This is a genomic window from Desulfovibrio sp. (genome assembly GCF_035644575.1).
GTDB lineage: Bacteria > Desulfobacterota > Desulfovibrionia > Desulfovibrionales > Desulfovibrionaceae > Desulfovibrio.
Genome location: NZ_DASQOG010000095.1, coordinates 19,633 through 44,674, shown reverse-complemented (window position 1 = coordinate 44,674; position 25,042 = coordinate 19,633). Strand labels below are relative to the sequence as shown.

Here is a 25,042-nt window from a genome sequence, read left to right as displayed (position 1 = left end):
CCCCAAGGACCCACGGGCCGCTGCCTTGCGCCGCAGCTAGTGCTAAATGCCTTTTGGCCTTTCCATTCCCATATACCGCAGAGGAGACGCCATGTTCCGCTATGTGCACACCAATATCATTGCAAAGGATGCCGCCAGGCTCATTGCCTTTTACAAGCAGACGCTGCATTGCACGAGCATGGGGCAAAAGCGTGATCTGCGAGGCCCGTGGCTTGACCGGCTCACCGGTTTGCCCAAGGCCCACATTATGGGTGAGCATTTGCTGCTGCCCGGCTATGACGGCAGCCATCCAACGCTTGAAATTTTTTCATACGACAGTCTGCGCGACACCTTGCCGCCGGAGGTCAACCGCCCTGGCTTTGCGCACATTGCATTTGAAGTGGACGATGTGGAAACAACCCTGGCAGAGATCGTTGCCGCAGGGGGCGGGCAGGTTGGCGAGGTTGTCACAGCCGCCTACCCCAACGACATGGAAGCAGTTTTTGTGTACGCGCGCGACCCTGAGGGCAACATTATTGAGCTGCAAAGCTGGCGAAAAGTGCAATCAAATTCATAGCCAGCGTTTTCCCTGCTCTATCAGACAGACAGAAGCCCCTGCGGCCCGGTAATTTCGGGCTGCAGGGGCTTCTGCAAAAGACGGTATCCGGTGCTAACTAGAGCGCAGGGCCGCTATAAGCTGTTCAAGCTTTTTGGTTTGCGCCACAAGTGCTCCGACCGCTTCAGTTGACTGAGCCATTGCATTATCCGTTTCAGAAGCGATAACGCTGATGGAACTGACCGCACGGTTTATCTCTTCAGATGTGGCAGACTGCTGCTCGGCGGCGGTGGCAATGGAACGCACCTGGTCCCCCGCAGATTCAACCATTTCAACAATTTCAGCCAAGGCCTCGCCAGAGCGTTGGGCCAACCCCGTGGCCTGGGTTACGCGCTCCACGGCGGCATCCATCTGCGCGGCAGCGGTATTGGTGCCGCTTTGTATGCCACCAATTGCCGTGCGCACCTCGGTGGTGGCGTGGGCGGTTTTTTCCGCCAGCTTGCGCACTTCGTCGGCCACCACGGCAAAACCACGCCCGGCCTCACCAGCGCGCGCCGCCTCAATGGCTGCATTGAGTGCCAGGAGGTTGGTCTGGTCGGCGATATCTGAAATAACGCCCATGATGGCTCCAATACCTTGCGCCTGCTCGCCCAGGCTGCGCATACTGTCGGTCATCTGCCCTGCTTCATTGCGGATGCTCTGCACGGCGGCACTGACTTCCTCCACCAGCCGGGCGCCGTCCTGCGCCTTCAGCTTGGCCTTTTCGGCATTTTCCGATGTGGCAGAGGCGCTTCTGGCTACCTCAAGGATTGTGGCGTTCATCTCTTCCACGGCATTGGCAGTGTCGCTCACGCGGCCACTCTGCTCACGCGCGCCCTCGCTCGAATGCGCGATCTGCTGCGAAAGCTGCTGCGAGGCTATGGCGATATTTTCCGCTACTTGCGAAACCTCAACGGCAGTCTGGGCAATTGCCGCATTCTGCGCTTCAATGCGCGTCTTCTGACCGTAAATTTCCGTCAGATCCGTCCAGAAAGTAATGGAACCCAGCATGCCGCCGTCCAGATCATAAAATGGCGTTGTCTGCACAGAGACGCGCAATTGCTTTCCAGACTGGGCCGTATAGTCAAACTCCCTGTTCAGAGCCTTACGCTCCTTGATGGCCCGGTCTGACAGCGTCTCATGGTTGGCATCCCCCCACGTGAAAAGGCCTGAGCGCTGGCCCAGATATGTATCCTTGGGGCCCGGCTTGCCCAGCAAGTTGCACACCTGTTCATTCAGCCAGGTCACCTTGAAATCGCTGCCCACGATGTAGCATGGCGTGGGTATGCCGTTGAGCACGCCCTGCGCAAAACCAAGGCGTTTTTTCAGCTCGTCCACCATTGTGCAGAGGTGCCCGGCAAAGCGTTTCATCTCCGCACGGTATTTGCCTGCGAGCACGGCCTTGAAATCACCCTGCGCCACGGCTTCTGTAAAATCTGTGAGCTGTTGCAGGGGAGCGAACACAAGCTTGCGGTTCACAACGCGTATCACCAGCGTCAGCAGAAGAACCGCGCCCACGCCCACCATGTACAGCACAGACCGCTGATCCGCCGCTGGCGCCGTAAGCTCGGAATCGTAGGCGCTCATACACACAAGCCACCCTGTAGCCGGTACTTTGGCCACAGACATGAACTTGTCCTCACCTTTCCATTCATAACTGAAAGTTCCGCTGCCCTTTGCGAGTGCGTCCTGAATGAATTTTTCCTTGGAATAATCCTGAAGCAGGAGCTTTTTGTCCATGCTGTGGGAAATGAAACGGCCGTTCTGGTCGATGGTAAAGCCGTATCCGCGCCGCCCCAACCGGATGGGGTCAATGGTCTTTTCCGTAAAGTCCGTCCAGCGGGGGCACACAGCCACAGCGCCGAGCAACGCGCCGTCCTTGCCGCGCACAGCTTTGGCCGCCACGTAGATCAGCACATCGCCCGAGGTGGCTTTCATGACGCTTTCGCTCAGGGCTACATCCTTGCCGCTGAATATCTGGCGGGCATAATCCCGATCAGCCCTGTTCCCCCCGGTCAAGTCGCCCATATCGGAATTGACCCCGGCAACGATACGCCCCCTGAGGTCAAAAAGCAGAAAAGACCAGTATCCTGGCAAGGATTTGACGTAGCTTGTCAATAATTCCTGCGCTTCCTGGGGCTGACCGGCAAAGGCCTTCAGCACAGGTTCCTGCCGGGAAAGGATGGTGGCCACATCCACAGACTGCTGGATGTATATTTCAGCAGAACGCGCCACAGTTTTACTGGCTTCGTTCAGGGCCTCGGTCTGCACTCCGGCAACCATGTGGTAGGACGAGGTGGACACGTAGATGACAAGCACGGTAATCACGGCAACAACCGCTGCCGTTACGGACAATGTGCAGATAGTATTGATGCTGATCTGGCGCATGGTAAACTCCGAAATACAGAGGTGGCCGGGGGTCGCTACGGGGGGGCAGGGCTGAAGGCTGACAGACATTTTCACGTTAATTTCTACCAGTATTGCTTCTTAACGACAATACCTGTTAAAACATTAGAACAACTGCCTACTCCCCGATGTCAGCAGCCCACGCCTTTGGCACTGAAGATAAACACATTGACATTGAAAGATATTTACTAATAGATACCAGCTACGGAAACGCATCTCGGGCTTTCAGCCCTTTTCCCTGACAGCATGGGCCAGGACTTTTACGAAATGCAACACACTGAATTAAATTCCGCCGCACAGACGGTTCAAAAATCCACTCGTTTACGTCGCAATCGCTTTATTTTCACAAGTCTGCTCATCATGGGCATCATGTCATGGTTCTGCGCCATGACACCGTGGGTCAGCGATGATTATGCCTTTTCGAGCATTTATCCTGGCTGCACCAGCCTGTGGGACATGCAAGTGCTCGAATACCGCGAATGGAGCGGGAAATTTGTCGGGCATTTCATGTCCCGCGTGCTGTTGCGCGGGCCAGCATGGCTGCACCCCCTACTCACTCCGGCCATGTTTCTGCTGCTCGTTGCCAGCGGCTCGCTGCTGGCTGTGGGCGCACAGTGGCGCGAACGCCTGAGCGCCTGGCACCTCGCCGTCATGGCCGGGCTTGTGTGGATTGCCCTGCCCGCATTTGGAACTGTTTTTTTCTGGCGCACCGGCACGGGTGATTACGGCTACAGCCTCGTGTGGGGCGTTCTTTTTTTGGTGCCGTACCGCATCTGGGCCGACAAAGCAGACTTCCGTATGCCGGGCGGCCTGCTTTATGCGCTTGTGGGTATTCTTGCAGGCTGGAGCAACGAGAATGTCGGCATGTTGGTTCTGCTTGCAGCTCTGGGCGTGACGCTGTTCCGCTGGCGCGCATCTCGCAACGTGCCTGCGTGGGCACTCTCGGGTATTGCCGGGGCAGCCTTTGGCTGGGGCATGATGATGGCCGCGCCGGGCAATGCCGTGCGCCTCGCAGCAGTTGGCGGCGCGGGAAAAATCCCCCTGCTGTCCCTGCCTGCCTTTTTGCGCTTTTTGGAATTCTGGAGCACGCAACAGCTTGAAATGCTGCCCTATTTCCTTGCATCTCTGGCCCTTGCATGGCTGTTGCGACGCCGGGGGCTTTTAAAGCCTGCCGTGTGGATCCCTTCAGTAATTTTCTTTCTCATGGCCCAGGCCAGCCTGGCAGCCTTTATTGCCAGCCCCTCAACACCCTATAGGGCCATGAGCGCCACATTCTTTTTCACTGCGCTCTGCCCTTTTTCTCTGCTTGCAGCTCTGAACCCATCAAGCATCAAGGCCAAGGCTCTTTTTGTCATATTCTGCGCCCTGCTGCTCTCAAGCGTGCTGATAGAAGCCCGCGTTTTTCTTATGGCGCAGCCAGTCATCGCCACGCATAACAATAGCACCTTGCGCAGCCTAGACTACCCGGAAACAGACAAGTATTTCTTTCCAGGTTACGATATCCGCGAAGTAAGCCTTTTCTCAACGGATTGGCGCAATCTAGTGCCGTGGAACGAGTCGCGCACGTTACGCGTCTTTGAAGCGCCCGATGCCCGAACGCTCGTGGCATGCAACATTGCTTTTTTTGACAACCTGCCCCAGGGCAAAGTTCATGTGGCAGCCAGGATACGCACCGCCACCACGGCAAGCCTGTTGCAACAGGCGGCAAGGGCCTTGTTTGAAAGCCCTGACGAGGGAATTGTTTCAGCCAGAACAGCTGCTCTGCGGTATTTCCCCGCCTCCGCCACTGTTACGGACGATGGCAAGGCAGCGTTGTTTATTCCCGGAATCAAATCTGTGGACGACATCGCCTATATCGCTGTAGAACAGCTTGGCGCGCCCCTTGTGTGGCGCAGAGCAAGTGCGCCTCATTTGCAAAACTGATCGCATCCAACGTACTCTCCGCATGGAGGAATAAGCCTTGTCCCGCACCGCCCCATTGTTGGCACTGGTTGTACCCTGCTATAATGAAGAGGAAACCCTGCCCCGCACTCTGAATGCCCTGGCCGAGTTGTTGGCCGACCTCAAAAAACAGGGCCGTGTGCATGCGGAGAGTTTTGCCCTCTATGTGAACGATGGCAGCCGTGACCGCACTTGGGAACTGCTTGAAGAACGGCACGCGATCGACCCCTTTTGCCGGGCTGCAAGCTTTGCCGCCAATGCAGGCCACCAGAACGCCGTATGGGCGGGCATGGTCACCGCGCGCGATATGGGCGTGGACTGCATCATCAGCCTTGATGCCGATTTACAGGACGACATCGCCGCCATCCCTGAAATGATCGACCGCTATACAGAAGGCAACGACATCGTCTATGGCGTGCGTAACGACCGCAGCACAGATACGCCTTTCAAACGGCGTACTGCGCACATGTTTTACGGATTCATGCGCTGGCTCAAGGTGCCGTTGATCCCCGACCATGCCGACTACCGCCTTGTGGCCCGCCCCGTGCTGGAAGCGCTGAACGAAATTCATGAGCATTCACTCTTTCTGCGCGGAATCTTTCCGGCTCTCGGCTTTAAAAGCGCGCAGGTCTTCTACGTGCGCCAGTGCCGCATGGCCGGTGAAAGCAAGTATCCTTTCTGGAAGATGGTGTCTTTTGCCTGGAAGGGCATTACGGCATGCAGCGTTGCGCCCCTGCGCATTGCTGGCCTTATGAGCATGCTCTGCATGCTGGCGGCGCTGGCCTTCAGCGGCGTTTCCCTGCTCAAATACGCCATGGGCGAAACCATTCAGGGCTGGACGTCACTGATTATTGTGGTCTTGCTGCTGGGCTCCGTGCAACTTTTCTGCATGGCGCTGGTGGGGGAATACCTTGCCAAAGTCTTTACCGAAGTGCGCCACAGACCTCGCTACATCATTGCCAAAAAGCTGTAAGCGTAAGTTGCACAGGAATACTACGTGCGGCCCTCCAGCAAAAATTTTGAGGGAGCTGCCTAGCCGTCGGCGCGAAACTGCTTGTACGTCAGGTTGAATTTCTTCATGCGCAGCCCCATGCTGCGGCGCGTCAGACCGAGGTTTTCTGCGGCCTTGCTGGTGTTGCCGCGACAACGACGCAGGGTCTCCACCAGCATATCGTATTCTATGGAGGCCAGCCGGGCCTCCATACCTGTGGGTTGTGCTGCTTGCGGGGTTTCTGTCTGTTGCAGGGCAAGCGGCAGATCATAGACGTGCAGCAAACTGCCCTCAGCCAGAATCACCGCCCTGTGGATAACATTTTCAAGCTCGCGCACGTTGCCCGGCCAGGTGTGGCGCATAAGCAGATTCAGGGCCGCAGGTGAAATGCCCGTCAGGCTTTTTTCCGTTTCTCTGGCATAGTGGGCCGCAAAGTGCTCGGCCAGCGCCACCACATCGTCGCCCCGCTCGCGCAGTGGCGGAATCATGATGGGAAACACGTTGAACCTGTAAAACAGGTCTTCCCTGAACGTCCCCGCCGCCACCATTTCGGCAAGATTCCTGTTGGTGGCCGCGACTATGCGTATATTTACGGCAATGCTGCGGTTGCCGCCCACGCGCTCAAAGCAGCGCTCCTGCAACAGGCGCAGCAATTTGGCCTGTACGCCAAGGGGCAGCTCACCCACCTCGTCCAGAAAAATAGTGCCGCCATCGGCCTCTTCAAATCGTCCCTTGCGAAAAACCGCGCCGGTGAACGACCCTTTTTCGTGGCCGAAAAGTTCGCTTTCCACAATGCTTTCCGGCAGGGCCGCGCAGTTGCACTTGACGAATGGCCCGCCCGACGCAAGCCCGCCGTAGTGCAGCGCATTGGCGACCATTTCCTTGCCCACGCCGCTTTCGCCGAGCAACAGCACCGTGGTGCGCGTGGCGGAAACCTTGCGGATCAGATCGTACACATCCTGCATGGGACGCGAAATGCCAATCATATTTGATGGATGGAACCGCTCTTTTAGATCGCTGAGCAACAAACGGGTGCGTTTTTCCCACTCGACCTTGTCGATGTTTTCAACAAGATACAGCTCCACAGCATGGGCCAGCATCTGGGCCATGACGCTGAGCACATTCACATGCTGCTGAAGGGCTGACTCCGTGCGGTACAGGCGGCTGGCGCTGATGGCGCCCAGCACCTTGCGCCCATGCCGGATGGGTACGCAGATGAAGGACATATCCTTGTCGCGCTCAAGGGCAAGGCTGCCAGTGCGGTTCAGAAAAGCAGGTTCGCTGCCTATGTTGCGCACGATGATAGGCTCGGCGCTTTCCACCACCTTGCCGGTTATGCCCTCGCCCACGTGATACACGCCCCTGTCCTGCTCCGAGGGGGTGATGCCCATGCTGCGATAAACGAATACGTGGCCGGATTCACGGTGCAGCAGACTTATCATGCCCCGCGCCATGCCCATCTCGCGGCGCATGTAATCCAGCAGGCTGTCCAGAGCGGCCACGATATCGTTTTGTTCAGAAAGCAACCTGCCCACGTGGAGCAAGAGTGCGATAATCCTGCCACGGCAGGGATCAGCCTCGCATTCGTGCAACAGGTCTACGGCTGGGGAATTCATGGTGAACCAGACCATTGTTCAGAGTCTGCACCGGCTGCGCCGGCAGGGACAGCCCGGCTACGCGCCGGGCAAAAATCCCTAATTCCAATCTACCCCACGCGCCGAATCACGCATAGTATTTCCCGGTGATTTCATGAATGGTGATTTCAACCACCGCCGTCATCTTCAACATGTTTTCCGGGTAAGCCGTGCCCGCGTGCTGGGGCGTATGCTTGGCCACAACGACATCAAGCGCGGCGATCTTTACGTCGCGGTCTTCAACCACGGCGGCATTGCCTGTAATAATCACACTCTGGTAGGCGGTATTGGTGTCGCAGGGCGTGTCGGCCTGAATAAACGAGTGTGGGCCTTCAACTTCAAAACAGACCCTGGAATCAGCGCGCAGATTTTTCAGCTTCTGCCCTGCCGCCAAACCATGAAAGTAAATGCGGCCGTTCATGCGCACAAAGTGCACAGGAGTAACGTAAGGGAAACCATTTTCTCCCAGCGTGGCAAGGTGCCCGACCTGAACAGCATCCAGCAGGGAATCCATCTGTTCAGTGGTCAACGGGTGTTCTTTCATACGTAGCTGCATGATTCCTCCAGGGTAAACAGATACAGAGAGCGCGGTGCGAGCGCAAAATCCTGCATGTCCGCAGTCTTTATCGACAAAATATCTGACCTTAAAAACCGGACAGTTCGGAAAGCACTTTTTGCGGATATGCTCCCAGAAAAATCCTTTTACGTCAGGTCAGAGTTATTTCAAAGTAAAATTACCATGCAATTTTTATATATTCCTTAGCGTATTTTTATCTTTCAGACACGCTTGCGGCATAACACAGGCATAATACCTTGCGGCATAACTGGTGTACTGGTGTGAGGGCGCGCCGGACAGAAACCGGCCCACCCGGGGCCCTATCCGGCGCACTCTGCGCAGGTAGACTCACGCAGCACGCCCCTGAGTAGGGTATCCCGCTTGGGCACAGGATACCGCGCGGGCGCGTTCTGCAAATTTTCAAGATGGTTCATGTACGCGCCGGGCAGACCGTTGGCCCTTGCGCCAGCAAGAATGTGGGCCAGATACTCGCGGCTTGGCGGCACGGCTTGCCCCAACACATCTTTTTTGTACAACACGGCCGTGTGCTCACGGCCTGCCGCATCCACTACCAGCACAGGGTAATGAAAGTACGCCCCGCCGCCGTCCAGTCGCACGTTACACCACAAGTCAAGGCTTGCAGCGTCGCCGAACGACAGCTCGTACAGCACGCCCCACACCTCCTGCTTCTTGTCTGGCCCCGGCGTCTGCACCACGGTTTCCTGCCCTCCGTCCCACACGCGATTGCGGCCATAAAAAGCCAGTCTGTACCCCGGCAGGCAGGCCGCGCACACCACGCGAGCGGCAGAGCAGCGCTCAGCAATCTGCTGCGGATTCATGTTGGAGCCATAGGCAAAATAATACTGCCTGTCCTTGCGCCCGTACTGCTCAAAGCCCGTGGTGATATCCATGATGCATACCTTTTACAAAAAACGGGAGCGTTGGCTGGCTGGCAACATGCGCAATGCCCTGCCGTAACCCCGTTGCAGCCCGATATGGCCCGATGCGGCCCGGTGCGGATTTTTATTTTCGACGAGGAAGGCGGGCCTTTTTATGCAGGGAGTGCACTCTTCTGGTACCCGACCGGAATAAAAAGGCCCGCCTGACGCCGCCGGAAACAACTTGCCAGATATTCTGGCGCGCGGGCCGCTACCAGACGTTGAGAATCCATTCCTTGTTCTTCTTGTATTCCATGTCGGTAAACAGAGTGTTCGCCATGTTTTCAGCCAGCCACATGGCCCCGGCGTAACCCATGACCGGATAACGGTACAGGCCCGCGCGGTCGTAGGTGGGAAAGCCCACGCGCAGCATGGGAATGTTGTTGTCCATGGCTGCCCAACGCCCCTTGGAATGACCAAGAATCAGATCCAGCTCAAGTTCCTTGCGCTTCAGGCGGCCGTCCAGATCCCACAAGTCAGCGTTGGTGACCACTTCCATCTTCCAGTTGACCTTTTCCACCATTTCCTTGAGGCGCGGATCATTGGCGTAGCGGGAGTTGTCATCGCCAAGCAGCAAGAGCTGGGGCTTCATTTCAAGGTCAATACAGAACTGGGCAAGGCCGATGACCAGATCGGGATTGCCGTAGATAGCCACTTTTTTGTCTGCCAGAAACATGTGGGCCACATCGGTGATGGCGTCCAGGGCAATGCCGCGTTCGTGCACCAGCTCCTTGGTGAGGGGCTTGCCCGTGAGCTGCGAAACCTGCTTGAGGAAAATATCCGTATTGCGGATGCCAATGGGCGAAGGGCCGATAATTGTGGGAATATCAAATTCCTTGTGCAGATATTCCGCTGCCTTGCCGCCCTCGTACCTGTTGAGGGCAATGGTGCCCAGAGCATTGGCGGTATCCTTGAGGTCGGCAATGGTGGTGCTGCCGTGCGACTTGCCCGTGCCGTCCGGCAAGAGCGGCGAATCAAAACTCTCAATTTCAAACAGCACGTTGGCGTCCACGCCCATGAGCTTGAGCAGGTGCTTGAGTTCCTTGACGTCGCCGGGGTTTACCCAGCCGGTAACAAGGTTGAGCTTGCCGTTAGGTTCGCCCTTTTCCGCAAAGTGGGTGATGATGTCACGCACGGCCACATCATAGCCGCTGATCATGCTGCCCACAAAACTGGGAGTGTGGATGGCGATAAGGTGCACCTCGCGCCCTGCGTACTTTTCCTTGAGCAGGCCGTTGTTGAGCTTGGTCACCACGCCGTCGATATCGTCGCCGATAACCTCGGTAGAGCAGGTGGAAATGATGGGCACCACCTTCACTTCGGGATAGCGCATCAGCAGCACGTCCACAGCTTCTTCCACGCGGTTGGTTGCGCCAAATACCGCGCCGTCTTCATGCACCGAGGACGAAGCGATTTCAAAATTGTCCTTGAAGTGCTGCGAAAACAGCAAGCGCACAAACATGACGCAACCCTGGCCGCCATGAACGATGGCGATGCAGTCCTTGATGCCAATGCTCGCGTACTGCGCGCCGCAGGGCTGACAGGTGAATATGGGATTGATGACCCCTGCCCTTTCCTTTTCCATAATTTCGCAAGACATGGCAGTTCCTTATGTGAGGCCGGGCTGGCCCGGCGCTTGGCTGTTGTGAAAAGCAGTCTTCGGCTCCTGACAGGAACATGCCTTTCAGGCCAGGCCGCATGTTTTCAAGGGATCACCCTGTTTTGCCCGTGTCCGACGGCAGAAGAGACCTGCCGGACACGGGCACGACAAACCTAATATTTGGGATCCGTCAGCTCCAGATTCAGCGAACCGTGGATGGTCAGAAAATCCAGCCGGGTTTTGGCTGCAGCCATAAGCTCGCGGATGTCATCCTTGCCCATGCTGACAAGCCAAGGATTCTCGCTCGTTAGGCCACGGGCCATCATGACGGCGTCCACCCAGTAGCAGCGGTTTTCCGGCGATTCGATGTCGGGTTCCTCGCCGCAGAGTATCTGCATGGTCTGGGTCATTATGCCTTCGTTCTGCCGTTCCCTGTCCCATGCGCGGGAATGGAACTGCCAGAGGCATTTTTTCATGATATAGTCGATGACGACTTCAACATTTTCGCTAAGGGTTCCGGCACTCATGCTGCTCCTCCGCAATGGTAGGTCTGGTGGCTGGCCGCAGGGCTACACTGCCAGTGAAAGCGGTTCGGGGTAGGGCGGATATTCCTTGCCGCGCAGGTGGGTCACGCAATCGTAGCCGCCGGAGTATTCCCGCTCGCCCGCTTCGTCCTTGATGTCCCGCCCGCAGACCATTTCCTGGGTCATGAAACCCTGATCCAGCGGATACTCGTCCTTGGTAATGTCGATTTTTGCCAATTGGTGGATGGGTGAGTACACGGCATTGTAAATGTCGCGGGCAAAGCGCACCCAGCCTTCAAAGCCCTTCCAGGGGCCGTTGTGGTAGGCGTGGGCGTTGAGGTAAGGCACCAGCACCTTTTTTGCCACTTCGCCGGGCCGCTTGCCGGTAAAGATGATGTCGGCCTTCCAGTCTTCCATGGCCTCCAGGCCTTCAAGCTCATTGGGGTCGTCAATGGCAAGGGTGCCCACCTTGGCGCGGGCAATGCCCTTTTCAAAGTCACCCTGATGGCCGAACTTGGAGTAGATGGAAACCACATCCAGGCCCATTTCCTTTTCAATAATGTGCGCCCAGTGCCACAGTTTGGAGCCGCCGGGCCACAGGCAGACCTTCACGCCCTTGAGGCGCTTGGCGTACCAGTCAAGCTCAGGCTGCCAGCGGGCGGTTTCTTCGTCAATGATGGCCTGGGCTTCCTTTTCCAGCCCGAAAAACAGGCCGATCTTGAGCAGGGATTCGCTCACCATCTCGTGGCCGAAACCGTCAATATCAAGGCGCGGCGTGCCATAGCGCACACGCAGCTCGTTGCAGATGTATTCTGCCGAGCGGGCGCACTCAAGCACGTTGAGCTGGGCCTTGTGCATGGCACGCAGGTCGTCGTACTTGCCGTTGCCGGTAAAGACCGAAAGCACCTGAATGCCCATGCGCCGAAAGTAGTCACACATGATTTCCACATCGCCCTGAATGTTATAGTCGCCCACGTAGTTGATAACGTAGCGGCTCTTGATTTCAGGCTCGACCGTGCCCACCTTCTGGTTGATCCAGGCGATGTTGATCTTGTGGTGCCCGCCGGACTGGCTGGGGCCAGCAAAACCGGGCGAGTTGCACACAAAGATGTCCACTTCGGGCATTTCTTCCATGATCTCCTGGGCCAGGGCGTTGATGTCGTCGCCGATGAGGGCCGAAGCACAGGTCTGGTAGATGGTCATGCGCTTGATGTGCGGAAAAGCCCTGAAGGCCTCCTTGATGCTGTTGCGCAACTGGTCTTCCGCGCCAAAGACCACGTGCTTTTCCTTCATGTCCGAGGCAAAGGTGTACTTGAGCTGAAAGTTGCCGTCGTCGCTGATGTAGCGCTTGGTCTGCCATGTATCGTAGGTACAGCCTACGGGGCCGTGGCTCAGGTGGATCACATCCTTCATGGGCGTGCCGATCACGTGCTTGGCTCCGCAAAAGGCGCAACCGCGCTCGGAAATACTGCCGGGGATCGTGTTCAGGTATCCAAGTGGCAGACAGGTGGAGAGGTCATCGCTTTCGCCCTTGACCACGGCGTGCTTTTCCCGCTCGGGGATGCATTCGCTGCATTTAAAAAGATGGTATGGCATATCAGTATCCTTTACGCGGCCTAGAGCCGTTTACGAATGAAATGAGGTAACTGCTCTGCACGGATTTTTCTGAAAATCCTTGCCGCGAAATGCACGCACGCAGGCTTTGCCTGCCGTAAGCGGACATTTCAAGCGTTACATGCTCTAGAGTATGGCCGCTGTTCCCATTTCGCCGGTACGCACCCGCAGGGCCTGCTCAACCGGGCACACAATAATCTTGCCATCGCCGATGCCGCCCGTCTGGTTGATTTTGATGATGGTATTCACGACCCTGTCCAGCATGTTGGCTGGAACCACAATGGAAAGCAGCCGTTTGGGGACGTACATCATGCCTTTGTAGCTCCCCATGCCGCGCACAATGGGGCTTATCTCCACGGAAACCTCTTCGGCGATGCCCTTCTGTTTGCCCCGCCCGAATACGGGAATGACGCTCATGCCCGGAAAACCCATGCGGTCCAGGGCTTTTTTTGTGGCCGTCACCTTGTTGGGACGGATGATGGCGATAATCTCCTTCATGGCGAGCTCCTGAACTGTATTGCCTCAATGCTGTGCAAAAGCGCCTCTGGCGGCACAAAAGCAACGATGGTTGCGCTAGATGCCTTCCTGCCCGGTGCGGATGGTCAGCACCCGCTCCACCGGCGACACAAAAACCTTGCCGTCACCAAAATTTCCAGTGTTGGCATAGCTCTGCACAAGTTGGAGCACCTGATCCACGTGCTCGTCCTCCACCACCATCATGAGCAGATTCTTGGGCAGCTCGTCGTAGTGAACGCTGCCGCTGTCCAGCCCTTTCTGCTTGCCGCGCCCAAAGGCCTGAATTTTTGTCAGGGCCACAAAACCCGATGCGGCAAGCCCTTCCACCACGTTTTCGGTGCTCTCTGGACGAACGATGGCTCGTACCATTTTCATTGGCGGCTCCTTTTGAGTTGTTGAAACTGTCTCTTCACATGTGCTGTGTCAGGTCGCTAGCCGCGTTGGGCATTCCAACCTGCCAAAAGCGTATTTTGGTTCCTGGCAGGGAAAGTGCCTGTTGCAGGCTTCAGGCCGCGCTGGGCATTCCCGCCTGCCAAAAGCGTATTTTGTTTCCTGGCAAGGAAAATGCTCGGTTCAGGCCAGGGATAGTACTTTTGTGGTACAGCCCTGGACTGAAACGAGCATTTGACGCAGTCTAGGGGGCAAAAGACGCTTTTGGCACTAGTCGGCAATGCCATACTTGACGACCATCGCCTCCAACTGATCCATCGACAGCGGCTGAGGAATAACAAAGTTCTGATTGTTGATGATCTTTTCAGCCAGCTCGCTGTATTCCTTGGCCTGATTCTGGCTGTCGTCGTATTCGGTCACGGTTTTTTTGTTGAATTCGGCCTTTTGCACGATGTTGTCGCGGGGTACAAAGTGGATCATCTGCGTGCCGATGGAGGCGGTGAATTCTTCAAGAAATTCCCTTTCGCGGTCCACGTTGCGGCTATTGCAGATAATGCCGCCAAGGCGCACGCCGCTCTGCTTGGCGTACTTGAGCAGGCCCTTGCAGATGTTGTTGGCGGCGTAAATGGCCATCATTTCGCCGGAGGCCACTATGTAGACCTCCTGAGCCTTGCCGTCGCGGATGGGCATGGCAAAACCGCCGCACACCACGTCGCCGAGCACATCAAAGAACACGAAATCAAGATCGTCAGTGTACGCGCCCTGATTTTCCATGAGGTCGATGGCCGTGATCACGCCTCGGCCAGCACAGCCCACGCCCGGTTCGGGCCCGCCAGATTCCACGCAGAGGATGTCGTGAAAACCCTTCTTCACCACCTTGTCCAGAGTCACTTTTTCCGCACCCACGGCACGCAGGGTGTCCATGAGCGACTCCTGCGGCTTGCCGCCCAGAATCAGACGGGTGGAGTCGGCCTTGGGGTCGCAGCCATGGATGAAAATTTTCTTCCCGTGAAAATGGGCCATGGCCGCAGCCGTGTTCTGGGTTGTGGTGGACTTGCCGATGCCGCCCTTTCCGTAAATGGCTATCTTGCGAGGCATAACGCATTCTCCCGCCGTCTTCCGGCTGTTTTGACCAGGGACAAGGCGTCTCTGGCATCGTGTATGCCCCCCTTGTGCATCGGCTGTGCCATTGAGAGAATTTTTTAATTTATTATTTTTAAACAAATAGTTACATAAATTACACTTTGTCACGATTTAGAGCATGCGTACGCAAGCGTACAAAGCACTGTTTTTTTGAACATTTTGGTACATTTTATAAATATACCTGTGATTACAGCGTGTTAAAAAATCACCTTTTCAAACAATTTCGCGACCCAAAACAAACTACCAAAATTATAAAATGCTAATTTATTTAACTTTATATACAATCAGCAATCACTCCCGCTTTGTTATCGAGTCATAACTCTGTACGCAGGTGGAACGTACCTGCCCAGCATTGAGGGCAGGCATAGCACGCACACGGGCGCTCACAACAATAGTGTTATTATTTCAACATATTACTTATAACTATTTCCAAGCGCATGGATATTGCAAACGCCCCCATGAAAGGCCGGACTGCTTTGAGGCCCTGCCACAACACACGGAGAGCGTATGCAAGGTTTACTCGACGGTTCGCGGATTGCGGTTTTTCACGATGATCTAGGCGCACTGGCAGCGCCCACTGCGGCCAGCGCAGTGGCGGTGTACGTGCGGGGCGAACACGACTGGAGCGAAGACAAGAGGCACAGCTTCAGCCTGACCAGCGGCGCAGGCCTGACCGAACTGCGCGAGCAGATGCACGCGCTTGCCGCCAATCTGGGGGACTGCCGCATTGTGATTGGCGCGGAAGACCACGGCGCGCCCTACGGCGTGCTGGACAAGCTGGGATTTTACATCTGTATGATGGACAGGTTTGAGGCAGAGGCTCTGGAGGGAGTACGCAAGGGAGTGTTGGCAGCGGTGCAGCAGGCGACCCGCCCGCAGTGCGGTATGCTGCCCTCCAGCAGACCGCGAGAAATAGCACCGGGGCGCTTTTTTCTGGACATGTGCGAGGCCAAGATCACTGACCCCCTGTTCACAGCCAGAGAATCCATCCTGGTATTTGTTGAAACCACGCCTTTTAAACAGTTGCAGATCAAGTGCGATCACGAACCGCGCTGGCTGCCCAGCTTTGCGCTGGTGACGGGACTGGAAATTGAAAAGGAAGAGCTGGAATCAGGTCTCATGCTGGTGACGGTGCGCCAACCTGTTGACCGCAATGCCGATGCCCTGCTCGGGCAAAAGTGGTTTGACGGCACAGGCTGTTCGTGCGGCTAACGTCCGGCTGGAACCATGCCTGTTGCGCGTGCATGCCCCAGGATGGGGCTGAAGTACCTTATACGCCGTACTCCCGCAGCTTCCGCCACAGGGATGACCGACTGATGCCCAGCATGTCGGCGGCCAGAGTACGGTTGTCGCCCGCCAGTTCAAGGGCGTGCAGGATGTGCTGCTTTTCCATTTCGGCCAGCGGAACAAGGGGGGTCGCTGCGCCTGGTGCTGGCGCGGCTGGCACCGGTGCACATGGCGTTGTTGCCTGGGGGCAAACCGGGGTTGCAGCGGCGGCATCCTCCTGCCGGACGGCGACGATAGAAGAACCGGGATTGCGGACGGACAGGCGGGCTGCAACCTCGGAAACTTCCGGGGGCAGATGCGCCAGCCCTATGCTGCCGCCCGGCGGGCAAAACACCGCCGCCCGCTCAAGAATATTGGCCAGTTCACGCACGTTGCCGGGGAAGGGATACTGCCGCAGGGCATCAAGGGCGTCATCTTCAATCTCCAGCGGCACGGCCCCGCCCTGCTCCGCCAACCGCGCAAGAAAAAACCGCGCCAGCAGGGGGATGTCCTCTGTCCTGCTGCGCAGGGGCGGCAATTCCTGCGTTACCACGGCTACGCGGTAGTACAGATCACGCCGGAAGCGCCCTGCCTCCACCTCTTCCTTGAGGTTGCGGTTGGTGGCGGCGATAATGCGCACGTCCACGGGTATGTCCACCGTACCGCCCACGCGGCGCAGGTTTTGCTCCTGCAAGACGCGCAGCAGCTTGACCTGCATGCCCGGCGGCATTTCACCCATCTCGTCCAAAAACAACGTGCCGCCACTGGCAGCCTCAAACAGACCTTCCTTGCGCCGCACCGCGCCGGAAAAGGCCCCCTGCTCATGCCCGAAAAGTTCGCTTTCAAGCAATTCCGGCGAGAGCGCGCCGCAGTTGATGGCCAAGAAACGCCGTCGCGCCCGCTGGCTCTGGGCGTGCATGGTGCGGGCAGCCAGCTCCTTGCCGGTACCTGTTTCACCTTGCAGCAGAACGGCCACATCCGTGGGGGCCAGCCGCATGAGCGCCTGCCGCAGACCGCACATGGCTGGCGACATGCCCACCATTTCCGGCACGGAGCCGCTTGCCTCAAGCTGGGCCCGCATCTGGGCGACCTGCTGTCGCAGGCGGCGCTTCTCCAGCGCCCGCGCCACCAGCATGCGCGCTTCTTCCAACGAGTATGGCTTGGCCAGATAATGAAAAGCCCCCAGCCGCATGGCCTCCACGGCGCTTTCAATCATGGGGTAGCCCGTGACCATGATGACTTCCACATCCGGCTTGCTGGAGCGTACCGCCTTGAGCACTTCCATACCGTTCATGCCCGCCATGGCGATATCAGTGATGACCACGTCAAAATCCTGCTCGGCCAGCAGTTTCAGGCCTTCTTCGCCGCTGCCCGCCTGAGCCGATTCATGTCCGCCGCGCTCCAGGGCGCGCGCAAGATTGGCGCGGGCCATGCGCTCATCGTCAATGATCAGCAACCGGCCACCGCCGCCAGCCCGTTGCGCGGCGTCAAGCCCGTGATTGCCGGGCCGGGCTTCGCCGGGTTTTGCCTGTGCGGGTGATTGCTCCGAAAGCCGGAACCGTTCCGTAGTCATGCCTCTGCTCCTGAACCGTCTGCGTCATGCCGTTCCGCAAGGGGTAGCCGCACGGTAAAACACGCCCCTTGCCCCGGTTGGCTCTGCACTTCGAGCGTTCCATTGTGCTTGCCCACAATGCCAAAGGCTATGGACAGCCCAAGGCCCGTCCCCTCGCCCACGGGCTTGAGGCTGAAAAAGGGATCAAACACCCGGCCAAGGTTCTCGGGTTCAATACCCTTGCCAGAGTCGCACACGCGCAGCTCCGCCATACCCGCCGGTTCGTCCACAGAGGCGGTGATATGCACTTCGCCCTTGCCGTTCATGGCCTGTGCCGCATTGAGCAGCAGGTTGATAAGCACTTCCTGCATGCGCTGGGCATCCACGGGCAGTTGCAGTCCTTCAGGCACGTCCACCGTTATCTGCACCGCTGCGCCCATGTCGTGCCGCACAAGGCCAACAGCCCTGCGCACAAGGCCGGAAAGATCATGCAGGGCAACGGTAAAGGGCCGGTCGCGCGCAAAATCCAGCAGGCCGCGCACAATATCGCGGGCACGAACAACCTCGGCCTGGATTTCACCCAGCTGCGCCGTCACGTCTTCCGCCGTGGGCATGGGGCGCAGGCCCTGCCGGGCATCGTTCACATCCTCGCCGAGCAGCTGACAGCCAACGGAAATATTATTGAGGGGATTGTTCAGCTGGTGGGCTACGCCGGAGGTCAGTACGCCGAGAGAGGCCAGCTTTTTCTCCTGCAACAGCAGGGCGTGGCGCTTTTCCAGCTCCGCCGCCATGCCGTCAAGCGTCTGGAGGACATGCCGCGCTTCTTCCTCAAGCTGCGGCGGGGGCGGCGGCAGGGGCATGCCCGCGCCAACGCTGCGGGCGGCGCTTTCAATGGCCCCAAGGGCGCGCATGATGTGCCTGCCGATAAGCCATGCAAAAGCCACTCCGCAGGCCAGCAGGGCCGCAATGGCCCCCAGCAGCTGGGCGCGCAGATCCCCCACGGCGGTAAAAATGCCCTGACGCATGCGGCGCACCGCCGAATCAGCCAGCTCGCTCAGGCGCTGCCCCTGATCGGTGAGCGCCGCGCCGTCTGTGGGCTGATCCTCCAGCAGGGCCTCATAGGTGCCGATGCCTTCCAGCAGCAGGTCGAGATTATGGTGCGCGCCGTCGCCCACCCGGCGGCCCATGGCGGCGTTATAATCCTGCCCCACGGATGTGGCCCGCTCCCGCGCCAGTTCCACAAAACTGCGCAAGGCAAGCAGGTCGCCCTTTCTGCCGGGAAAAAGTTGCAGATTTTTTTCGTACCTGCGCATCTCGAGCACATCGCTGCGCAGGTCGTCCACCATATCGATCAGGCGGGCCGCCCTGTCGATGCGCCCCAGATCATAACAGGCAATGCCGCCCAAAAGCAGCAGCATGACCAGAAACAGGCCCGTGCCCACGGCAATCTTGCCGCGAATGGTATGCCAGATGGAAAAATGCGGAAGCATGCCTCACCCCCGCAGGCGCAAGAGGTTACACCCGCGCCCGACGCTGTTTCAATTTGCAACAGCGTATAAAAATAAAACAAAGCTGACAAGCCTTGGTTTGCAACAAGTTGCGGCCCTTGCCCACTTGAGCATGTCAGAATGAAACAGTCCGGGGACAGCGCACAGCACGAAACAAAACGGATAAACTCATGTAAATCCAGCATGTTAATGATTGAACTTTTTGGCACAATAGTTGTAACGGCCAGCGCAGGAGGCCGACATGAACACCCTGCAAAAAACGATGGAAAACTGGTTTACCGCTGTGGCGTATGCCGATGCCGGGCAATCCGGCTGGACAGACGATTTGTGGACTCTGAACGGCAAGCGCGAAAGCACCGCGCTGAAGCAGACCCTGCTTTATGGCGCGGGCAGCATCCTCATTTACCTGCTGGCTTTTAGCAACGCCGATGCCTTTGCCGCCTTGTGCGCAAAGGGTGGCCTGTGGACAGCCCTGCCCATCGCCTCAGTACTGCTGCTCTCATACGTGCACGGTCACTTTGCCGGTGCGCTCTGGGAATTGTGCGGCATTACCGGCGTGCAAAAGAAGAGCGCGCAAGCCACCGCAAAGGCTGCGCCCCGTCAGAGCGCCGCGCCTGCTCCCCGGCTGGACACCACTGCCGTGGTCCACGGCTAACCGACCTTTTCTCACAAGTCCGGGCCGCGCCGCCCGGCTCAATTTTTTTGTTCATCGGCGGCATGGCGGCGGCATGTTTGGCCTTACGCCAGCACACAACAGTACGCCCAGGCAATTCGCCAGCCGGAGGTAACATGGATCTGCTCAGTCTTGACCCGTCCCAGTTCATCACACTCACGCCCGTTTCTGTGGCCTTTCTGCTGGCCGTGGGATTTGTGGGCGGGCTTGTAAGCGGCTTTATCGGTTCCGGCGGGGCCTTCATTCTCACGCCGGGCATGATGGGCCTGGGTGTGCCAGGCGCCGTGGCTGTTGCCAGCAACATGTGCCACAAGTTCCCCAAGGCCATGGTGGGCGCCATCAAGCGCTACCGCTTCGGCCAGGTGGATGTAAAACTGGGCATGGTTATCGCCGCCACAGCTGGCATAGGCGTACAGATTGGCATCCGCATTCAGCGTTTTATTCTGGAAAAGTGGGGCCAGGCCGGGTCTGATCTCTACGTCAGCGTTTCCTTTGTGGTGGTGCTGGTTGTGGTGGGCAGCTACATTCTCAAGGATGCCCTGCACTCCAGCCATTCCGGCAAGGAGGATGACGAAAGCACGCCGCCCCTTGCCCAAAAGTTGCAGGCCATCAACCTGCCTCCCATGATGTCCTTTCCCAAATCCGGCTTGCGTATTTCGCTGTGGTTTACCCTGCCCGTGGGCATCGCCACTGGCATGCTGGCCGCCACCATTGCCGTGGGCGGATTTGTGGGCGTGCCGGGGCTTATCTATGTGATCGGCGTACCCGGACTCATTGCATCCGGCACGGAACTGGTCACTGCCTTTGTCATGGGCCTGTGCGGCTCGGTCAACTGGGCCATGCACGGCATGATAGACATCCGCCTCGTCTTTATCATTCTGGCTGGCTCTCTGCTTGGTGTGCAGCTTGGGGCCATCGGCACCACCTACGTCAAGCCCATCATGATCAAGTACGTCATGGCCGCCATCATGCTCATTGTTGCCGCAAGCCGCATTGTCGCCTTGCCGGGTTACCTCAGCGCGCTTGGGCTTATCCAGATGGGGCCGGGGATTCTCTATCTGCTCAAGGTCGTGAGCTTCATAACCATGTGCGCCGGATTGCTCGTTGGCGCGGGCATGATCCTTGGCGGCATGTGGCGCGGGCAAAAGCGCAACCGCAAAGAAGCGGCGCTGAGCAGCGCGGCCTAAGCTATCTCTCTTAAACAAACCCCAATAACATCTTCTCCTCAAACCCTATAGCAAAAGGGGGGTGCATTGCGTCTGCACCCCCCTTTTATTTTCCTGTCAACGGCAGTGCGCGGACAATTGGCCCCATTGCCTATTTCCTGATTTTCTGTATGCTTTCAAAATCACCATCATATCCTGTCAGCTTTTCTGCCATCCCTTCGCAGGAGGAGCCATGCGCATATTCACGCGCAGCCTCAAGACGCAGTTTATTGAGGCATTCACGCTGCTTATCCTGCTGTCTTCATGCTTTCTTGCGGCCATAACAGGGCGCGAGGCCAGCAGCGAGGCCCGCTACGAACGCGGCCTGCTGCTGACCAATCGCGTGCAATCCCTTGCCAAGGCTCTTGATCAGTCCATGTGGTTCTGGATCAAGGAGGTGGGCACTCTGCGCCACACTGTGGGGTTGATCGGCGGCGATATGAAAAAAGCATCTATCGCCGTGAACCGATTGCAGGACACCATGCCCGCTTTTGCCTGGATCGGCCTCATGAATCCCCAGGGCAAGGTTCTGGTAGCCACCGATGGCGTTCTGGAAGGAGCAGATCTTTCCATCTGCGCCATCTTCCGCCAGGGCAAAAACGGCCTCTTTGTGGGCGACGTGCGCAAGGCCACCCTGCTTGCCCAACTGCTGCCCCACCCGGAAAACGCCCCGATGAAATTTGTGGACATCAGCATGCCCATTGGCGAGGGCGAGCTGAAAGACTGGGTGCTGGTAGCCCATCTGAGCTGGGCATGGGCCAGAGAGGTGGAGGAATTCATACTTTCGGGCGAAGGCTCGGATACCAACACCAAGATCATGGTTCTCGGTGCAGACGGCAGCGTTATTCTGGGCGGCGACACTGAAAAGCCCCTGGCCCTGCCCCTGCTGCAAACGCTTGAACACTCCACTTCGGCCTGGGCAGTGGAAACATGGCCCGATGGGCTTTCCTATCTGACTGCGGCTGTAAACTGCACGGGATTCAAAGACTACGATGGCTTGCAGTGGAGCGTGGTTGCGCGGCAATCGCTTGATGCCGCCTACGAACCCGTGCGTCGCCTTGTGGCGCGCATTCTTGTGGCGGGGCTCTTGCTGGCGGTGCTGTTCGCGCTGGTTGCCGGATACATCGCCCAGCGCACCATTGCCCCCCTCAAGGCGCTTACCGCAGCCGCCGACAGGCTCAGCCGGGGCGAACGCGTCACCATTCCGCGCAACCGGGGCATACGCGAAATCGAGGTACTTTCAGCATCCTTGTCCACCCTGGTCGAAAACCTCACCCGCACAGAAAGAGACCGAAACCGCATCCAGCATGCCGCTGAACGTGATGCCCTCACAGGCCTGCTGAACAGGCACGGTCTGGCTGCGCGCATTGACGAGGCCATGCCCAGCCTGATGCAAAATCAGGGGCTGGTTGAGCTGCTGTACATGGATCTGGACGGCTTTAAACCAATCAACGATGCGCACGGGCACCATGTGGGCGATGCCGTGCTGACCATTCTGGGGCAGCGCCTCACGCGATGTCTGCGCAAGGATGATGTACTGGTGCGGCTGGGGGGCGATGAATTTCTGGCCCTGCTCGGCCACACCAGGGGCACGCCAGACATACTGCGCACCATAAACCGCATACGCGAGGAGGTGGGATCGCCCATTTCCTTCGATGGCCTCATGCTGCGCATTGGCATCAGCATTGGGCATGCCACATGGCACTGCGCGAACGAGTCTGTTGAAGATGCACTCAAACGGGCCGACAGCGAACTTTACATGGCCAAGCGGGTGTCAAAGGCCTCGCATGAAGTACTGTAGCAGCACATTGCAGCAGGCCTGAGGCCGCAGCATTCCGCCGGAATAGTCCCGGCACCCCCTCAGTTCATATCCTTGCACAGACGCCACAACGTACTGCGGCTGATGCCCAGCAGGGCCGCTGCCCGAACCTTTGAATTGCCGCAGCTATGCAGGGCTTCGCGCACGCTCTCAGGGGTGAGGATCTTGCGCTCCATGACGGTCTTTGCGGTTTGGGGCAAACCGGGGTGGCGCAGTTCTTCAAGCAGGCGCTCTCCAACGGCGGCATCATAGCCATGTGGTGAAACGACCGTCAGCCGTTCCGCCACAGTGCGCAGTTGGCGCACGTTGCCCGGCCAGGGCAGGGACTGCAAGGCCTGGACAAAGGTCTTGGGCAACTGAAGGGACGGCCTTTGTTCTGCTTCATACTGGGCGTGAAACTCCTGCAAAAAAGCCGCAGCAAGCAGGGGGATATCTTCCTTCCGTTCCCGAAGCGGCGGAATGTGCAAGGGCAGCACATGCAGGCGATAATATAGATCTTCGCGCAATCTTCCTTCTGCAACATCCTGCCACAGGTCGCTGTTTGCGGCGGCAATGATGCGCACATCAGCCGGAACAACCACGTTGCTGCCAAGACGCATGATTTCTTTTTCCTGCAATACGCGCAGCAAGCGCGTCTGAAACGAAGGCGAAATGGTTCCCACCTCGTCCAAGAACAGGGTGCCACCCTGCGCCAGCTCAAAAATACCGATTTTCCCGCCTCTACGTCCACCGGTAAACGCGCCTTCCGCGTAGCCAAAAAGTTCGCTTTCCAGCAGGGATTCGGGCATGGCCGCGCAGTTCAGCGACACAAAGGGGCCGAGCCTGCGGGGGGACGCATTGTGTATGCCCTGCGCCAGGATTTCCTTGCCCGTGCCGCTTTCGCCAGTAATGCACACGCCTGCTTCCGAAGCGGCGTACAGCCGGGCCTGCTCCATGAGCGATTCCACGATGCTGCTGGTGTGCAAAAAATTCTCAAGGGTGTAGCGCGCCCGGAACCCTCGATTATACGCCTGCCGGACTCTTTCCTCCGCCTGGAGGATGCGCGAGGCGGGCTGCATGCTGAAGACCACACCGGCAGGTTTTTTCCCCACGCGGATGGGGATGGTGTTGACGATGAGCTGTTCGCGCTGTTTGCTGGCCGCCGTCACATTGTGCAGGGGTTCGTGCCGTTCATGGGCGCTGGCAAGGGGCAAGGCGGGAAATACGCTGCTGACGGGCGTGCCAATGACGTTGAGCGCATTGACCTGGAGCATGCTGCAGGCCTGGGGATTGATTTCCTCAATGGCGCCGCGCTCGTCCACAGCCAGAATGCCTTCAGAAATCCCGTCGAGAATGCTGCGGTAGCGCTCCTTTTCCTTAAGCGTCTTGCGCCTTGTCTGCACAACGCTGACGATGCTGTCAAAAAAGCTGGCGGGTATTTCGGGCTGCTCGTGCAGATCCACAAAGGGCAGGCCGCATTTTTGGGCTGCCCTGCGGGTAATATCGCCGCCAACAATGATTTCAAGCCCCCGTTGCTGGGCACGCAGTACGCCTTCTTCAAGGCTGCGCTTGTCACTGTACAGGATGATCTCGGGCTGAAAGCCCAGCAGTTCCTCGCACAGAGCCAGGTTGCACTCCCCGGTGCGTATCTGGGTAATACCAATACGCCTGCCCATGGTTGAAGCTTTTTTGAGCGCCCGCAGCTGATTGGCCGTGGTATCCGGCAGGGCCACCACCGGCACGGAAAGCTGGCGCAGAATGTAGGCCGTCCCCCTGCGGGACAAGATGACCTCAACCCCCTGCTCCTCAATGATCTGCCGCACTGGCTCAACGGCATCTTCAAGATCGAAAACCGCCTCCACAAGCCGACAGGGCTTGCCCTCCAGTACCTTGCGAACAGTGTCCACATTGCGTTGCGATGAAAAAACCAGACCGATCACAGGGGAAGCGTTCATGCGGACTCCTTGCTGCTCCAGAGCATAGGCTGCAAGTTGCGCAGACGCAAGTTTCAATACGTTTCAATAATACTACTGAAACGTTTCTGAAACATTTTTACTGCTCTACCGGGGCTGGAGCAGCGGCATAGATCACACCGACGCAAAAATATTCATAACAAACAGTTTTTATTAAAAAACTATGACAAGTCAGATTCATTGTTTGCACAGTGCGCACACGCTTGCGCTTTTTGGCACAAAACTTGTTAAAGGCGGGCA

At 57.7% G+C, this 25,042-nt stretch carries 20 protein-coding genes; 7 read left to right on the top strand and 13 right to left on the bottom strand.

Annotated elements, in window-relative coordinates; genetic code table 11:
* Positions 1-91: 91 nt before the first annotated feature.
* Positions 92-556, top strand: a complete 465-nt coding sequence (locus tag VEZ52_RS05315; RefSeq protein ID WP_324835861.1) for a VOC family protein — start codon at positions 92-94, stop codon at positions 554-556.
* 93 nt (positions 557-649) lie between these two features.
* On the opposite strand, the gene VEZ52_RS05310 is transcribed toward VEZ52_RS05315, so the two are convergent.
* Entirely contained in the window at positions 650-2,962 is a 2,313-nt protein-coding gene (locus VEZ52_RS05310) for a methyl-accepting chemotaxis protein (protein WP_324835860.1), read from the bottom strand.
* Between the two features lie 285 nt (positions 2,963-3,247).
* Between VEZ52_RS05310 and VEZ52_RS05305 the strand changes: the two genes are divergently transcribed.
* Positions 3,248-4,903: a DUF6056 family protein gene (locus VEZ52_RS05305; RefSeq protein ID WP_324835859.1), complete on the top strand. Its 1,656-nt coding sequence runs from the start codon at positions 3,248-3,250 to the stop codon at positions 4,901-4,903.
* 37 nt (positions 4,904-4,940) lie between these two features.
* Positions 4,941-5,894 carry a glycosyltransferase family 2 protein gene (locus VEZ52_RS05300; protein WP_324835858.1) on the top strand — a complete coding sequence of 318 codons (954 nt, stop codon included), beginning with the start codon at positions 4,941-4,943 and terminating at the stop codon, positions 5,892-5,894.
* Between the two features lie 59 nt (positions 5,895-5,953).
* Here VEZ52_RS05300 and VEZ52_RS05295 read toward each other — a convergent pair whose 3' ends face one another.
* The 9 genes from VEZ52_RS05295 to nifH form a co-directional block, all read right to left on the bottom strand.
* A complete protein-coding gene (locus VEZ52_RS05295) occupies positions 5,954-7,528 on the bottom strand; it encodes a sigma-54-dependent Fis family transcriptional regulator (RefSeq protein ID WP_324835857.1) in 1,575 nt (524 codons plus the stop codon).
* A 106-nt stretch (positions 7,529-7,634) separates the two neighbouring features.
* Positions 7,635-8,102: a pyridoxamine 5'-phosphate oxidase family protein gene (locus VEZ52_RS05290; protein WP_324835855.1), complete on the bottom strand. Its 468-nt coding sequence runs from the start codon at positions 8,100-8,102 to the stop codon at positions 7,635-7,637.
* Between the two features lie 320 nt (positions 8,103-8,422).
* Positions 8,423-9,013 (bottom strand): gamma-glutamylcyclotransferase family protein, encoded by a 591-nt coding sequence (locus VEZ52_RS05285; protein WP_324835854.1) that lies wholly within the window; start codon positions 9,011-9,013, stop codon positions 8,423-8,425.
* 238 nt (positions 9,014-9,251) lie between these two features.
* Complete coding sequence (gene anfK / locus VEZ52_RS05280) at positions 9,252-10,640, bottom strand: Fe-only nitrogenase subunit beta (protein WP_324835853.1); 1,389 nt, start codon at positions 10,638-10,640, stop codon at positions 9,252-9,254.
* A 173-nt stretch (positions 10,641-10,813) separates the two neighbouring features.
* On the bottom strand, positions 10,814-11,167 hold the full coding sequence (gene anfG, locus VEZ52_RS05275) for a Fe-only nitrogenase subunit delta (RefSeq protein WP_324835852.1): 354 nt from the start codon (positions 11,165-11,167) through the stop codon (positions 10,814-10,816).
* Between the two features lie 42 nt (positions 11,168-11,209).
* A complete protein-coding gene (gene anfD / locus VEZ52_RS05270) occupies positions 11,210-12,760 on the bottom strand; it encodes a nitrogenase iron-iron protein, alpha chain (RefSeq protein WP_324835851.1) in 1,551 nt (516 codons plus the stop codon).
* A gap of 144 nt (positions 12,761-12,904) precedes the next feature.
* Positions 12,905-13,276: a P-II family nitrogen regulator gene (locus VEZ52_RS05265; RefSeq protein WP_240823512.1), complete on the bottom strand. Its 372-nt coding sequence runs from the start codon at positions 13,274-13,276 to the stop codon at positions 12,905-12,907.
* Positions 13,277-13,351: 75 nt separating this feature from the next.
* Positions 13,352-13,669: a P-II family nitrogen regulator gene (locus tag VEZ52_RS05260; RefSeq protein ID WP_192113562.1), complete on the bottom strand. Its 318-nt coding sequence runs from the start codon at positions 13,667-13,669 to the stop codon at positions 13,352-13,354.
* A 285-nt stretch (positions 13,670-13,954) separates the two neighbouring features.
* Positions 13,955-14,782, bottom strand: coding sequence for a nitrogenase iron protein (gene nifH / locus VEZ52_RS05255; RefSeq protein ID WP_215646824.1), 828 nt, complete (start codon positions 14,780-14,782; stop codon positions 13,955-13,957).
* A 552-nt stretch (positions 14,783-15,334) separates the two neighbouring features.
* Here nifH and VEZ52_RS05250 point away from each other — a divergent pair.
* Complete coding sequence (locus VEZ52_RS05250) at positions 15,335-16,039, top strand: Fe-only nitrogenase accessory AnfO family protein (RefSeq protein ID WP_324835850.1); 705 nt, start codon at positions 15,335-15,337, stop codon at positions 16,037-16,039.
* A gap of 58 nt (positions 16,040-16,097) precedes the next feature.
* On the opposite strand, the gene VEZ52_RS05245 is transcribed toward VEZ52_RS05250, so the two are convergent.
* The gene (locus VEZ52_RS05245) at positions 16,098-17,666 is read right to left on the bottom strand and encodes a sigma-54 dependent transcriptional regulator (RefSeq protein WP_324835849.1); all 1,569 of its coding nucleotides are present in this window, start codon (positions 17,664-17,666) and stop codon (positions 16,098-16,100) included.
* Entirely contained in the window at positions 17,663-19,135 is a 1,473-nt protein-coding gene (locus VEZ52_RS05240; protein WP_324835848.1) for a sensor histidine kinase, read from the bottom strand. The genes VEZ52_RS05245 and VEZ52_RS05240 overlap by 4 nt, the downstream gene beginning before the upstream one ends.
* A 259-nt stretch (positions 19,136-19,394) precedes the next feature.
* Between VEZ52_RS05240 and VEZ52_RS05235 the strand changes: the two genes are divergently transcribed.
* From VEZ52_RS05235 to VEZ52_RS05225, 3 genes are all read left to right on the top strand, one after another.
* Positions 19,395-19,808, top strand: a complete 414-nt coding sequence (locus tag VEZ52_RS05235) for a hypothetical protein (RefSeq protein WP_324835847.1) — start codon at positions 19,395-19,397, stop codon at positions 19,806-19,808.
* Between the two features lie 134 nt (positions 19,809-19,942).
* Positions 19,943-21,013 carry a sulfite exporter TauE/SafE family protein gene (locus tag VEZ52_RS05230; RefSeq protein ID WP_324835846.1) on the top strand — a complete coding sequence of 357 codons (1,071 nt, stop codon included), beginning with the start codon at positions 19,943-19,945 and terminating at the stop codon, positions 21,011-21,013.
* Positions 21,014-21,224: 211 nt separating this feature from the next.
* Entirely contained in the window at positions 21,225-22,832 is a 1,608-nt protein-coding gene (locus VEZ52_RS05225) for a GGDEF domain-containing protein (protein ID WP_324835845.1), read from the top strand.
* Between the two features lie 59 nt (positions 22,833-22,891).
* Here the strand turns inward: VEZ52_RS05225 and VEZ52_RS05220 are convergent, their stop codons facing one another.
* Positions 22,892-24,784 (bottom strand): sigma 54-interacting transcriptional regulator, encoded by a 1,893-nt coding sequence (locus VEZ52_RS05220; protein WP_324835844.1) that lies wholly within the window; start codon positions 24,782-24,784, stop codon positions 22,892-22,894.
* Positions 24,785-25,042: the final 258 nt, after the last annotated feature.